Raw genomic sequence first — 13,295 nt, forward strand, 5'->3', positions numbered from 1 at the left:
CGGGCCGCTCGTCCGCGCCTGTGCCCATGGCCGGCCGAGCTGGCGGAGCACCTCTCGCAAGCTACGGTCCTGCCCGTCCGGTCGTCCTCTGGCAGCCCCGTTCGCTCGGACGCAATCGCGCCCCCTCCGCCGCTAGAATCCGTCGCGATCGGTCAACTTCAGCAAGATCGAGAGCCCGTGACGCGCCCTGCCGTTGATGTCTTCCGGCATTTGCCGCAAGAGATCGACCGTCGCCGCCCACAGGCCGCGCTCCATCGTGGCGGACAAGATCGGCCCATTGCGATGCGAGCGCATCCCTTTGCTGATCGACATGAAGGCCCGGTGCGCCCCCGCGAGATCGCCGGCCGCGACCATCACCGCCGAGACGTCCTGGAGCGCGATGTCCGGATACCCCTCGCCGCGGGCCATTTCGATCGCCTGATCGAGGAAAGCGACGCTCTCGTCCGCGAGCCCGCCGCGGAAGGCGAGCGTCGCCATGCGCTGAGCCAGCTTGCGGTGGTCCGGCTCGAGCTCGCGGGCGCGTGTGAACCACGCCTTCCATTCCGGATGCGAGGGGTCGAGCGCGCCGAGCACGCCGGCGCGCACCTCGAACGCGTCGAGCACGTTCGGCGCGCTCTTTTCGAGCTTCGCCGCGATGTCGAGCCGCCCGAGCGTCGCAGCTGCGGCGGCGAGGTGGCGCGGGAAGTCGCGGCTCTCGTCGCGCAGCTTCGGCGCCTTCTTGAGAATCGCTTCCAGATGCTTGTTGGCGCGCTCCGGGGCCACACGCGCGAGGCCTAGCAAGTACTCCGCCGAGCTCTCGTACTTCGGCACGAGCTCCTTGGCCATCGCGGCCTCGGCGCGGGCCGGCTCGCCGGCGGCCGCCATCGCGGCCGCGAGCTCGATGCGCGATACGCGGGTCGACAGTCCGTCGAATTCGGAGAGCCACGCGACCGCGGCGTCCCATTCCTTCAGCGCGATGAGCCGGGAGAGCCCGCGCTCGAGCAGCTCGAATTCGTTGTGCGCTTCGCGCTCCTTCATCCGCGAAACGAGGTATTTCAGCTCCGCCGCCGACGCGCGCGGGCAGATCACCGAGAACACGGGCCGCGTCTCGGTCCACGACGGTTTTTCCTCTCCGCTGGCGATCATGTCGATCGCCTCGCGGATCCGTCCGACCGCGGTCAGGGCCTCGGCGACCACGCGGCGATTCTCGCCTGCGTTGACCTCGGGGTCGACCGTGGCGATCGCCGACGCGAGCAGCTCGTCGCCGCGGGCCGATTCGCCGAGCAGCACCCAGCCCGCGCCGATCATCGCCCGCGGCGGCGACGCGCTGCGCTCCTTCGCTTCTTTCTTCGTGAGCAGCTTCTCGGCCTCGCCGAGCCAGCGGCGCAGGGTCTTCGTCTGCGCGCCCGTCAGCGGCGCCTCGCTCTTGCGCCACGCGAGCGCGCCCACGACCGTCTCGGCGCGTGCGCAAGCCGAATGCCACGGATGGTGCCACCGCGGCCAGCCGTCCGTGCCGTCGAGCACAGCCGCGGCGCGATCGAAGAAGCCGAGCACCATCACCCGCTCGGCGAATCTCTGCTGATAATCGTCGCGGATATGACCGTTGTCGATCGCCTTGACGCTCTCCCCGACCAGCGCCGCGACGTCCTCGATCGAGCCCCCCGGCGGCGGCCAATTCACCTTCTTCGTCCGCGCCGGCGGTTTGCCCTTCTTGCCGAACTTGCGCTTGAATGCCGCCGGCGCCGCGGGATCGGCCGCTGCCGCCGCCACGTCCGGCCACACCTTCGCTTCGCCCCAGCGCCACGGCCACGCCCACTTGCGATCGAGGACCCACGCGATCTTTCCGTCGATCTCGGCCACGCTGGCGCTCGCGTCCACCGGCCCGATCACCACGCCTTCGGGCAAGGCCGCGGCCACCCGCTCGCGGTCGAGCGGGAATGCCGGGGGAAAGGTGAAATCGCATCCGTAATCGTCTTCGCCCTGCGCAAGAGGATTGTCGCCGCTCGACTCGACTGCGGGGCGGAACCGACCGATCTCCGCCCCGTCGTGATCCCGCAAAAACAAAAGGCCCTTCGACGTGAAGCTGACGAGCACGCCGTCGCCATACGCCACGCCGCCTTTCGGCCCGGCAATATCGAGCACACGTGTCGGCGCGTCGCCGAGCTCCCACACTTGCAGCCGCCCGCGCACCGTGATCACCGCCGCGCGACCGTCGGGGCGCCACGCAAAACCGTACGTCTCGTCGGTCCTCGGCGCCGGCACATCGAGGCTGTATCGGTACGTGCCGCGATCGTAAATGAAGATCCCCGGCTCCGCGCCCCACCTGTTCTCGGGTTGCACGATCGCCGCGAGCCGCGAGCCGTCCCGCGAATAGAGGAGCGATTCGGCGCCGACGTGCATGGGCACCTTGCCATTGGGCAGGCCGGTCGCCGCGTCGTAATAGACGAGGCCGGCCGGGTGCATCGCAAATTCGCTCCCGTCCGGGGAAAACGCGACGGGCGCGTGCGCCTTCTGCTCCCACAGGACCTTCCCCGTCTTCGCGTCGAGCGCGACGACCTGGCCCTCGCTTTCGCCGACGAAGCGATCGGGGTGCGACCCATCGATGTTCCCCAGCGGTCGCAGGCGCGGCTCGGAGCTCGGATCGTTCGGATCCGAGCGGCCCGCCGATTGGCACCAGCGTGGCGCGGGCCGCCGACCGATCAGCGGAACGATCGCCCCGAGCGCGAGGTTCGGGCCCCAGCAAGCGACATAGACGTCTCGGTTGTTCGCGGACCACCCCCACGACGGCGGCCGGTTCCACCCGTCGGTCACGTAGGCACACGACTCGGGCTCGCCGGACTTGCCGAACGGATCGAAGCTGCCGACGCCGTTGGTATCGAACGCGAGGCCGACGCGCTTGCCGTCGGGCCGCCACTGAATGCAATCGCCGTGATCGGGCCAGCCGACCCCGCCGCGCACGCGCATCATGTTCACGCAGCGCGCGGCCCGGACGTCCCAGATTTGCAGCACGCCGCCGAGATCGTAATCGTCGCCGGTCCACGAGCCGGTGGCGAGGAAACGCCCGTCGGGCGAGAGCTCACTCCAGCTGACCTCGACGTCATGCCCGTGCGCGTGCTGAAGCGTCGCGCGAGGTCGCAATCGCGCCGTCGCGGCCTGATGAGCCGCCGTGATCCCGTGCGCGGCCTCGTGGGCGCAGAGCACCTCGCGCAGGGCCGGCAGGTCGCGATCGGCGTCGAAGTCGTCCCACGGCAGCGCCTCGATCGCAGCCGCGAGCGCCGCGCCGGGCGCCTTTGGATCGAGCGCCGCGAACGCAGAAGCCACCTGTTTTGAAGGCGCCTGTTTCGAAGCTGCCCCCTTCTTGCTCGGACCGGCGAGCAGGGCCATCAGCTCGTCCTCGCCGAGCACCGTGATCCCGAGGCGCCCCGCCGCGTCGATCTTGCTGCCGGCCTTCTCGCCGGCGAACAGGATGTGCGTCGATTTGCCGACGCTGCTGCCGATCTTGGCTCCGAGCGCCGCGAGCTGCTTCTCCGCCTCGGCGCGCTTCAGCTTCGAAAAGGTGCCGGTGAGGACGACGGTTTTCCCGCGGACATCGAGGGCCATGGCTCACGGTTCTACACGTCTTCCCGCGCACGATCCATCCTCGACGCGCGCTCGATTGACTTCGCTCGCATGTAACGCTCAACTCTGCCGATGGAGATCGGGCGATGAGCGAAGCCACACTCGAGACGAAGCCCGCGGAACCCACCGCGCCCGAAGCCCCGGTTGCGCCCGAAGCCCCGGCCCAGCTCGATTTCGAGCGCGCCGAGTTCGCCGAGCCCGCCGCCGCGCACGTGCAGTGCTCGGTCTGCCAGTCGGCCATCACTACCGCGTACTATCAGCTCCTCGACAAGATCCTGTGCGGCTCGTGTCGCGACGGCGTGCAGCGCTCCGTGAACGATGCCCGCGGCGGCACGGCCTTCGGAAAAGCCTTCCTCCAGGCCGGCGCCGTCGCCGTCGGCCTGGGCCTCGTCTACGCGCTCTTCGTCCACCTCACCCAGATCCAGCTCGCGCTCGCGACGATCGGCATCGGCGTGCTCGTCGGACGCACCGTCCAGCGCGTCACGCGCGGATTCGGCAGCACGAGGCATCAGGTGCTCGCGGTCGTGCTCACGTACATCGCGTCCGCGATGGGATATCTCCCCGTGATCGTCGCTGCGATGAAGCAAGACGACGGGGAACCGGGCGCGGGGGCCCTCTTGTCCGTCCTCCGCTTCGTGTTCATCTCGGCCCTGACCCTCGCCGCGCCGATCCTCGACGTCACGAGCGGCCTCAGCGGCGTGCTCGGCGCGCTGATCATCTTCTTCGGCCTGCGCACCGCGTGGCAGTCGTCGCGCGGCGTGGGCGGTCCCGTCGCCATCAGCGGCCCTTACCAGGTCCACACGAGCCCCACCACGTGAACGACGCCGTCTCGCGCTGCGCGGCCTGCGGGGTCGAGCTCGCCCCGGGCATGCTCGCTTGCCCCGCCTGCCGCAAGCTCGTGCACGGCGCCCGCCTCGCGGCCCTCGCGGCGCACGGCGAGGCCGCCGAGCGCGAAGGCCGCTTCACCGACGCCCTCACGCACTGGCGCGAGGCGCTCGGCCTCTTGCCCCCGGGCAGCACGCAGCACCGCGTCGTCGGCGAGACGATCCGCCGCTTGAGCCTCGCCCTCGAAAAAGCCGAGAGCACGCCGAAGCCCCAAGGCGGACGCGCGAAGGCCGTGGCGGGCCTCGGCGCGGTCGCGCTCGTCGCGTGGAACCTCAAATACTTCCTGCTCTCGCTGCTCGGAAAAGCAAAACTGCTCGTCTCGGGCCTCGCCTCGCTGCCGACGCTCCTCTCGATGTTCGCGTGGCTCGCGCTCGATCGATCCCGCGGCATCTCGTTCGCGCTCGGGCTCGTCGCCTCCATCTACGTGCACGAGATGGGGCACGTCTCCGCGCTTCGGCTCTACGGAATCCAGGCGACCGCGCCGATGTTCGTGCCGGGCCTCGGCGCGCTCGTGCGGATGCGGCAGTATCCGATCGACGCCCGCGAGGACGCGCGGGTCGGGCTCGCGGGGCCCGTGTGGGGATGTGCTGCGGCGGCGCTCGCGCTCGCGGCGGGGTTTTTCCTGAAGGAGCGGACGCTGCTCGCGGTGGCGAGCATCGGCGCGACGATCAACGTCTTCAACCTGGTCCCGGTCTGGCAGCTCGACGGCGCGCGCGGGTTTCGCGCGCTCGATACGCGTCAGCGGGGGATCGTGCTGACGCTCGCCGCGGTGGCGGCGCTCGCCTCGGGCGAGGCGATCGGCTGGGTCGTGTGCGCGGCGGGAAGCTTGCGGCTCAAACGAGATCTACCGGCGGAGGGGGATTCGCGTGCATTTCGCACGTTCGCGGGGCTCATCGTCGCCTTGTCGGCGATCGCGTGGGCGGCCGGGAAAGCCGCCCCGCCGGGCTGAGGATCAGAAGCAGAAGACCTTGCAGAGGACCTCGCCCACGTCCTCCGCGACGTCGGTGACGTCGTCGCCCACGTCGTCCGCGAGGTCCTCGAGATCCGACACGCCGCCCTCGAACCAGCCCAGGGTCGAATCGAGCGTCGAATTCACGACCGACCCGGCCGTCGAGGTCCAGTCCGTCACCGCGGCGGCTGCATTCTCGTTCGTGTACATCAGCGCGTTGCTGGCCGTCGCGGCGACGCTGGAGAGCTTCGACCCGACCTCCTCGGTGGTTCCATGCAACCAAACCGTCGACTCCCGCGCGGCCTCCCGCGTCCACACCACCGCGACGCCCGCGTGATGGCTGATCACGATACGACCGTCGTTCACGGCATCGACGAGACCAACGCGGACGTCGTTGCTCCAATCGATCTGCCACGCGTGGAGATTGTAGGCCATGGTCAGGAGCGACTGGTTCCAACCAACGCACCAGCCCTTCAAGGAATTGAATGAGGTGACCGCGTCGCTACCCTTCACGTACACCGTGACGCCGACCGGGACGACCACGAGCGGCACGCTGAACCCGTATTGCCCGTCCTTGCCATACTTGAGCTCGCCATACATGCCCACGCCGCCCGACAGGCTGAGCGCCGCGGTCGTGCCGGAGGGATCGCCCACGCCCGTCGTGAGGACGAAGAGGTTCGATTCGAAGCCCATCGCGACGCCCTCATCCGTGAACATCGCGCCGGCCTGGCCGGAGCCGAGCTCTACCGAGCTGTACCCGAGCGCGTTCTGCGAGGAGCTCGACAGGAGCGAGCCCGAATAGGTCATGCCGTACCGCGACGACTCGAAATCACCCGAGAACGTGCCCACCGCATACGTGCGCCCCTCGGGCAGATCGGCGCGGGCCGCGTCGAGCTCGGCCGCCTCGACGGTCGTGCCCACGTTCGCCACGAGATCGGAGACCGTCGCGAGCAAGCCCGCCTGCTGCGTGACGCTCAGCGTCTCCCAGAAATCCGTGCCGACGCCGAAGTTGTATCCCGACGTGCGCAGTGCCTCGGCGATCACGAAGGGGTCGGCCACGACAAACCCATTGCCGCCCGGCAGCTCGACGACGAGCAGGAGATCCTTGGCGCCGTCGGCGTCGACGTCCTGATACACGAACTTCATCGTCGGGGCGGGCGTCTCGTCGAGGGCGTGCGTGAGGGCGAGGCGCGGGCCGTGCAGGGTCGTGTTCTCTTTCGCGGCGAACGCGAAATTGAGGTACGGCGTGTACTGGGCGCGGATGAGGACGAGCGTGATCTTGCCGTTCGTGTCCGCGTTGATGAAATCGACGAGGGCGTCGTTCGTGAACGAGACGGTCTTGCCGACGTCGGTGCGCTTCACGGTGAACTGCCCGAGCGCGTCGACCTCCGAATTGCGGACGCCGTCGGACGAGCTGTCGAGCTCGTTGGAGAACGTCGCATAATTCGCCGTCGCCTCGTTGAAGCTCTCGGACGAAGCTCCGTCGCGGATACCGAAGACCGCGAAATTCAAGCTCTCCGGGACCGTGCCGACGTCCTGGAAGTAGTTGGCGACGTCGAGGCGCACCGTGGCCCTCTCGACCTTGGTGCCCGGCGTCATCTCGAAACGAACGACGCCTTTGCGGGTATTGGCGTGCGTGCCGCCGTTGTTCTTGACGAGGACGTTGCTCTGCCCTCCATAGGCCGTGGAATCCCCGTACCGGGCAAACGTATCGGCGGCGGCGCCGAGCGTCTCCTCGGCCTGGAGGAAGAGGCGCGGCCCGCTCAGGGTCGGGTGCTCCTTCGAGGCGAACGCCGTGTCGAAGCTGTTGCTACGCAGGACACGCGTGACGATCAGCGTGATCACGCCGTCGTTATCGTTGTTGATGAAGTTGACGAGCGCCGCGCTGGAGAATCGCACGGTCTTGTTGAGGTCGGCCTGCGTCAGCGTGATGGTCCCGAGCGGGTCCCTGTCGGGGGTGGCGGGGTTTGCGTCGAAGATGAGGGGCCAGAACTGGCTCGTGTTCACGCCGACGGCCGTATCGTTGATGATGGCGTTGAACGTCGACCATTTAGCCGACTCCTCCTCGAACGTCTCCGCGAGGACCGTCGTCTCCCCGAGGCCCCAGATCCGAAAATCGCAAGAAAGCGCCTCGTCGAACCTGGCGAGGTCGAGGTAAAGCGCCGCGTCCGTGGCCTTGTCCGTCGGGTTGATCTGAAACCGCATGACGGACGCCACCGCATTGTACGACTGGTCCGTGCTGGTGTTCCGCTTCAGCTTGACGACGAGCTCGGTCGAGCTGCCGTGCGGCCCCGATCCGTCGAGGTCCACGTGGGTATCGTCGGTCGGCGTGACGACGGTGGCCCGCGCGATCGTCGCGTGTCCGAGGAACGCGAGCGCGAATCCCATCAATCGCAAGAGGAAGGTCTTGAAGTGGTCGTGGCGGTGGTTCACGGTACCTCCGAATGTCGACGAGGCGGGCTCATCGGCGCCTCACGAATCGAAGGTAGCTCCGTTCGATGTCCCCACAATGGCCACGGTTCGCCATGCGATGTCCACGCGTGGACATCCTCGAAACGGCCGAGATCAGGGCAGTTCGCGCAGCTCTTCGTGGAGCCGCGGCAGGAACGAGGCGAGGTGTGTCATTTCCTGGGAGCAATGCACGAGGAGCGCGCGTGCTTCTTCCAGGCTCGGCGCAGCGACACGCCGTGCGATCCGAGAAGCCACGGCGCCGACGAACCCCGGCGCCCGCACGCCGCCGTGCGGCCCGCCGAGCCAGAAGCGGGATCGCATTTCGGCGCCGCCCGGGACGCGGCGGACGTGGTGCACGAGCCATCCGGCGTCCACGGGCAGCCCGACGAGACCCACGCGTGCGCAGACCACAGTCGACTCCGCGGGATCAGCAAGTGCCGCCTCGTCGAAGCCGAGCTCGGCGGGCCGGACGAACCGGATCGTCACCTGCTGCAATCGGCTCCCGATGTACTCGTCGACGAATGACACGCGCCCGACGTACCGCGCGCGCCCCTGTGCGCCCGGTGGATCGGCGTCTCCCCAGCACGCATGGACATGCGCTCGTGGATGCCAAAGCTTGTACCGCTCTGGCTCTTTGCCATGCCACCCGAACCACCAATCGACCATCGCGGGGGAGACGTCCGGCATCGTGGTGCGAACCGCGACGAAAAGCGCGCCGTCGTCCCGGCAACCGAGGCCATTCTCGACCTCGTGATCCCCGGCCTCCAGGAGCCGGGGCGCATCGGCGAGATCGGGCAGCAGAGGCGCGGCGAGCGGGCCGCAAAGGAGCGCCTCCCGCGCGTGCTCCGCGAGCGGCGCGAGACGCGGATTCCAGAACGCTGCATAGGGTTTGCCCGTGAGCTCGCCCTCCCGGATACCGAGGTGGAGCGAGCGTGAAGGAATCGGGTGGTTCATGGTCGTCCCATCCAGGCGTGAAAGATGTGCTTCGGATCGCGGTCGCCTCGAATCTGATCGAGCCGCGCGAGGTTGTCCGACGTGACGAACCGCGCCGGCCGTTTTCCGAGATTCTCGTCGGCGAGCTGGCAACCGCTGGCGAGCGGCTGCATCTCGCGCATGCGCTCCGTGGGCCACGACGCGTGGAGGATATCGTCGCCGGCGTCTTTCCACCCCGCATACAGGGCGATGTAGATGTCGTCCTCCACCGAAAACGCCATGTCGGGTCGATCCGGCGGCGGCGCCCAGTTCAGCCAGAGGACGTGCGCGGGGGGCGGCGGCAGCGTCGCGGCGATCTTGAAGAGGCCGGGGAGCAGATCGTCGATGGGGGCGTGAGTCCACATGTTGTCGACCGCGTACCGGTGATCGTCCGGGTAATGGTGCATGACCGCGCTGTAGAGGAGCGGCAGCGTCGCGGGGATGAACGCGGCCTTGAGCGCGGCGCTCCGGCCGAGAACGCTCTCGTTCATGAAGGCGAGCGCATCGAACGTCTCGCGCGCGGTATCGGCGAAAACAGGCGCAAAGACCTCGATGCCCGGCCCGCCCACGCCCATGGCATTTCGCGTCATCACGAGCTGCAGCTCGACCGCGGCCGACACGGACGGCCCCACGGCGCGCGCCCAGCGAAAGACGTCCTCCAGACGGGACATGGGAAAGCTCTGGAACGCGAAGCCCGTGACCTCCGGTTTTTCGTAGACGCGCAGGTAAAACCTCGTCACGACACAAAAAAAACCGGGGCCCGCGCCGCGCGCGGCCCAGTAGAGATCGGCGTTCTCCTCGGCGCTCGCGTGGACCCGCTCGCCGTCGGCGGTCACGAGATCGAGCCCGATCACGCTCATGCACGCCGGGCCGAGCGCGCGGCCATGCCAGCCGAAGCCGCCCTGGAGCAGGTAGCCCCCGACGCACACACCTTTGCAATGTCCGGTCGGGAAAAACAGGTCTTGCCGCCCGAGCATCTCGGCGAGCTCGTTGCCGGCGCGGCCCGGCCCCGTCGTCGCGCGCCTCGCCTTCCGATCGATCGTGACCTCGTCGAGCCCGGAGACGTCGAGCAAAAGCCCGCCGTCGCGCAGGTGGTTGCCCGCCCAGCTATGCCCCCCCGAGCGCACGCCGATCCGCAAGCCCTCGCGCCGCGCGAGCTTCACCGCGTCGATCACGTCGCGCTCGGTCTTCGCCTGCACGATCACGTCCGGGTATCGATCGGGCACGCGCGCATTCCACATCGTCGCGCGGCGCCGCTCTTCATAACGGGGAGATCCGCGCCGAAAGGTTCGTCCCTCGTACGGCACATCGGGATGGATGGTCGTCATGGTTCGATGGTACGCTCGGCCGAGCGGCGGGCGCATGGCCAATCTCGGCCACCCGGTGCTCCAGAAACGAACACCCCCATGGACCTCGAAGAGCTCCGAGCCTTTCTCGCGGTGGCCGAGGCAGGATCGTTCCTCGCCGCGGCGACGTCCCTCCACATGCCGCGCGCGACGTTGCGCCGCAGGATCGATCAGCTCGAAGCGCGCGCCGGGGTGCTGCTCGTGGATCGGACGCGGGACGGCGTCGCGCTCACCGAGGCCGGAAAACTCCTGGCGGCGCGCGGGCGGTTGATGGTGCAGGAGTCGAACGCGCTCTTGCAATCGGTACGGGAAGCGGGATCCGAGCCGGCCGGCGTGCTTCGTATCGTCTTGCCCGTGGGTTTGCCCCCGCACCTGTTCATTCACGTGCTCGGCATCGCGCGCAAGTACCCGCGCCTCGCCTTCCAGCTGCATTTCAGCAATGATCCGGTCGGCGGGCTCATGGAGAACGTGGACCTCGCCTTTCATTTCGGTGAAACGAGCCCCGCGGGGCCGTGGGTCTCGCGCGAGCTCATGCGCGTCCCCGTGCGGCTCGTCGCGTCACGTGAATACCTCGAGCGGCGCGGGACGCCGCGATCCGTCGCGGAGCTCTCGGGGCACGATTTGCTCGCCTGGGAGGCCCCCGGCGAGGACGGGCGATCGTGGCCCCTGCTCCGCGGCGGCACGTTTTTGGTCTCGCCCATGGTCACGGCGCAAGACATTCACGTGATCCGGCTGCTCGCGGTCGCGGGGCACGGAATCGCGCTCCTCCCCGACCCTGGGATCCCCGACCCCGAGCCCCCCGAGCGCCAACCTGTCCCGGTGCTGCCCGACGTCGTGGGCCGGGAAATCGGCTTCCGCGTGGTCGTGCCGGCCGTGCTCTCCGAGATTCCGCGCATCAAGGCCATGCTCGATCTGCTCGAACCAATTCTCGGAAAAATGGGTCTGTAAATCATGCGCCATCATCGACGTTTCTTCACCCGCGCCCTCGTCGCTCTGCCTGCGGCCGCGCTCGCGCTCGCCGTCACGACGGAGGCGCGCGCCGGCAACTCCGACGACGTCGGAGCCGCGATCGGGGGGATCCTCATCACGGGTGGAACCATCCTCGTCACCAGCACGGTCTTCACGATTCACGACGTCGGGACCGTGGCGCAACGCGAGCCCCCGGCGGTCGGCTGGTCGATCGCGGAGAGCGTGCTCGTGACGCCGTCGGCGCTCCTTCTCAATACGCTGCTCGCGATCGAGCACGGCGGCGAGGGCACGGCGTCGAACTTCCTATCCGCTCTTCTCGTCGTCCCCGCCGCGTGGACCGGGGCCATGAGCGTGCACGGAATCTGGTCGCTCGCCGCGCCGAATACGGATCGGGGGACGGTGTATGGCGTCTCCTGGGCGCTCGGCGCGAACCTCGCGTTCACCACGGGCGCGGTGAGCGCGCTCTTCGACGACGATCGGACGCCGCCCGTGGCGTTCGGGATCCTCGAAATGCTGGGCACGGCGCCGACGATCCTCGTGGGCGCATCGCAGCTCCTCGGAAACGACGATCGATATCGCGCGCCCTGGGCGGCGCTCACGGCGTGGTCGGGCGCGCTGTTCGTGCACGGCGGGATCACCCTCGCCACGGCGATCGCGCGGGAGCGGCGGGAGGAGCCAATGACCCCGGAGCAGCCTCAGGCCGCGTCTGCGGCGCGATGGTTCGTCGCGCCGACGATGGTCAGCGACGGCGTTTCACGGGCTCCGGGGATCGGCGTGAGTGGCGTGTTTTGACGGCTCGCTCCCGTTCCGGCGGGCGAACACCGCGTGCAAAAGAATGCCGGTCACGCTGCCTGCCGTGATGCCACTTTGCAGGATCACCTGGAGCCACGGGGGCAAGCTCCGCCAGAAATTCGAAGCGCCGAGCGGAATGAGGCCCACGGCCAGCGTCGCGGCGACGATGAGCCCATTCATGCGCCCCTGCTCGCTGTCGAAATCGACCCGCGACAGCGTACGCAGCCCGCTCGCGGCCACCTGCCCGAACATGAGCAGCCCCGCCCCGCCGAGCACGGGCGCCGGAATCGCGGCGACGAGCGCCGAAAGCTTCGGCAAGAGGCCGAGCACGACCAGGATCGCCCCTGCCGCCGCCACCACCCACCGGCTCCGCACGCGCGAGAGCGCCACGAGGCCCACGTTCTGCGCATACGCGGTGTATGGAAACGCATTCAGAACACCGCCGAGCATCGTGGACAAACCGTCGGCGCGCAGGCCCCGCGCGAGCGCCTCGGGCGTCAAGGGTCTGCCCGTGAGCTCGCCGAGCGCCACGAAATCGCCCGTCGATTCCACCATGACGACCAGCATCACGAGGGCCATCGAGGCCACCGCGCCCGGATCGAAATGCGGGAGCCCGAACGCGAACGGTGTGGTCACCGCGATCCACCGCGCCTCGCGCACGCCCGCGAGGTCGAACATGCCGAGCGCCGCCGAGATAACCGTGCCCGACACGAGCCCGAGCAGCACGGCCACGCTCTGCCAGAAGCCCGTGAGCACGCGTTTGTAAAGAAGAACCAGCGCGAACGTGGTGAACGCGAGCCCGAGCGCGGCCGGCGCGCCGAATTCGGGGGACGACGGGTCCCCGCCTCCCGCCCAGCGCACGGCGACGGGGAGCAAAGAAATGCCGATGAGCGTGATGATGCTGCCCGTCACGACGGGCGGAAAAAAACGGAGCAATCGAGCGAAATACGGCGCGACGAGCAAGGTCAACGCCCCGGCCGCGATGACGGCGCCGTACACGGAGGGCAGGCCGCCCGTCTTGCCAATGAGAATCATCGGGCCGACGGCTGCGAACGTGCACCCCTGAATGACGGGCAGGCGCACGCCGAACCCGGGGAACCCGACGGTCTGCACGAGCGTCGCGAGGCCGCAGGTGAAGAGGTCGGCCGAGATCAGGTAGACGAGCTGATCGTGGGAAAGGCCAAGGGCGCCGGCGACGATGAGCGGCACCGCGACGGCGCCGGCGTACATGGCGAGCACGTGCTGGAGGCCGTACGCGAGGAGGCGCGGCAAGGGCAGCCACGCGTCGACGGGATCGGGGGCGCTTTGCGAGGCCATGGCCGAGGATCGCCCCG

9 protein-coding genes are annotated in these 13,295 nt (G+C 68.7%); 4 read left to right on the top strand and 5 right to left on the bottom strand.

Annotation, left to right across the window (positions count from 1 at the left end; translation table 11 throughout):
* Positions 1-132 precede the first annotated feature (132 nt).
* Positions 133-3,579 (bottom strand): BRCT domain-containing protein, encoded by a 3,447-nt coding sequence (locus tag QHF85_RS16135; protein WP_281328073.1) that lies wholly within the window; start codon positions 3,577-3,579, stop codon positions 133-135.
* A gap of 104 nt (positions 3,580-3,683) precedes the next feature.
* Between QHF85_RS16135 and QHF85_RS16140 the strand changes: the two genes are divergently transcribed.
* Together QHF85_RS16140 and QHF85_RS16145 are read left to right on the top strand one after the other, a co-directional pair.
* Positions 3,684-4,415 (top strand): hypothetical protein, encoded by a 732-nt coding sequence (locus QHF85_RS16140; RefSeq protein ID WP_281328074.1) that lies wholly within the window; start codon positions 3,684-3,686, stop codon positions 4,413-4,415.
* Positions 4,412-5,431 (top strand): site-2 protease family protein, encoded by a 1,020-nt coding sequence (locus QHF85_RS16145; protein ID WP_281328075.1) that lies wholly within the window; start codon positions 4,412-4,414, stop codon positions 5,429-5,431. The genes QHF85_RS16140 and QHF85_RS16145 overlap by 4 nt, the downstream gene beginning before the upstream one ends.
* Positions 5,432-5,434: 3 nt before the next feature.
* Here QHF85_RS16145 and QHF85_RS16150 read toward each other — a convergent pair whose 3' ends face one another.
* The 3 genes from QHF85_RS16150 to QHF85_RS16160 form a co-directional block, all read right to left on the bottom strand.
* On the bottom strand, positions 5,435-7,864 hold the full coding sequence (locus QHF85_RS16150) for a hypothetical protein (RefSeq protein ID WP_281328076.1): 2,430 nt from the start codon (positions 7,862-7,864) through the stop codon (positions 5,435-5,437).
* A 132-nt stretch (positions 7,865-7,996) separates the two neighbouring features.
* On the bottom strand, positions 7,997-8,836 hold the full coding sequence (locus QHF85_RS16155; RefSeq protein ID WP_281328077.1) for a hypothetical protein: 840 nt from the start codon (positions 8,834-8,836) through the stop codon (positions 7,997-7,999).
* Positions 8,833-10,182 (bottom strand): FAD-binding oxidoreductase, encoded by a 1,350-nt coding sequence (locus QHF85_RS16160; protein WP_281328078.1) that lies wholly within the window; start codon positions 10,180-10,182, stop codon positions 8,833-8,835. The genes QHF85_RS16155 and QHF85_RS16160 overlap by 4 nt, the downstream gene beginning before the upstream one ends.
* Before the next feature lie 78 nt (positions 10,183-10,260).
* Between QHF85_RS16160 and QHF85_RS16165 the strand changes: the two genes are divergently transcribed.
* Together QHF85_RS16165 and QHF85_RS16170 are read left to right on the top strand one after the other, a co-directional pair.
* A complete protein-coding gene (locus QHF85_RS16165) occupies positions 10,261-11,148 on the top strand; it encodes a LysR family transcriptional regulator (RefSeq protein ID WP_281328079.1) in 888 nt (295 codons plus the stop codon).
* Between the two features lie 3 nt (positions 11,149-11,151).
* Positions 11,152-11,961, top strand: coding sequence for a hypothetical protein (locus QHF85_RS16170; RefSeq protein WP_281328080.1), 810 nt, complete (start codon positions 11,152-11,154; stop codon positions 11,959-11,961).
* Here QHF85_RS16170 and QHF85_RS16175 read toward each other — a convergent pair.
* A complete protein-coding gene (locus QHF85_RS16175; RefSeq protein WP_281328081.1) occupies positions 11,923-13,278 on the bottom strand; it encodes a nucleobase:cation symporter-2 family protein in 1,356 nt (451 codons plus the stop codon). The genes QHF85_RS16170 and QHF85_RS16175 overlap by 39 nt on opposite strands.
* Positions 13,279-13,295: the final 17 nt, after the last annotated feature.

The sequence above is a fragment of the Polyangium sp. 6x1 genome (genome assembly GCF_029946515.1).
In the GTDB taxonomy this organism is placed as follows: domain Bacteria; phylum Myxococcota_A; class Polyangia; order Polyangiales; family Polyangiaceae; genus Polyangium.

Excerpts from the sequence above, each read along its gene's own strand:
- QHF85_RS16165 (WP_281328079.1), top strand. The coding sequence starts at position 10,261 with ATGGACCTCGAAGAGCTCCGAGCCTTTCTCGCGGTGGCCGAGGCAGGA.
- QHF85_RS16175 (WP_281328081.1), bottom strand. The coding sequence starts at position 13,278 with ATGGCCTCGCAAAGCGCCCCCGATCCCGTCGACGCGTGGCTGCCCTTG.
- QHF85_RS16170 (WP_281328080.1), top strand. The coding sequence starts at position 11,152 with ATGCGCCATCATCGACGTTTCTTCACCCGCGCCCTCGTCGCTCTGCCT.
- QHF85_RS16155 (WP_281328077.1), bottom strand. The coding sequence starts at position 8,836 with ATGAACCACCCGATTCCTTCACGCTCGCTCCACCTCGGTATCCGGGAG.
- QHF85_RS16140 (WP_281328074.1), top strand. The coding sequence starts at position 3,684 with ATGAGCGAAGCCACACTCGAGACGAAGCCCGCGGAACCCACCGCGCCC.
- QHF85_RS16160 (WP_281328078.1), bottom strand. The coding sequence starts at position 10,182 with ATGACGACCATCCATCCCGATGTGCCGTACGAGGGACGAACCTTTCGG.
- QHF85_RS16135 (WP_281328073.1), bottom strand. The coding sequence starts at position 3,579 with ATGGCCCTCGATGTCCGCGGGAAAACCGTCGTCCTCACCGGCACCTTT.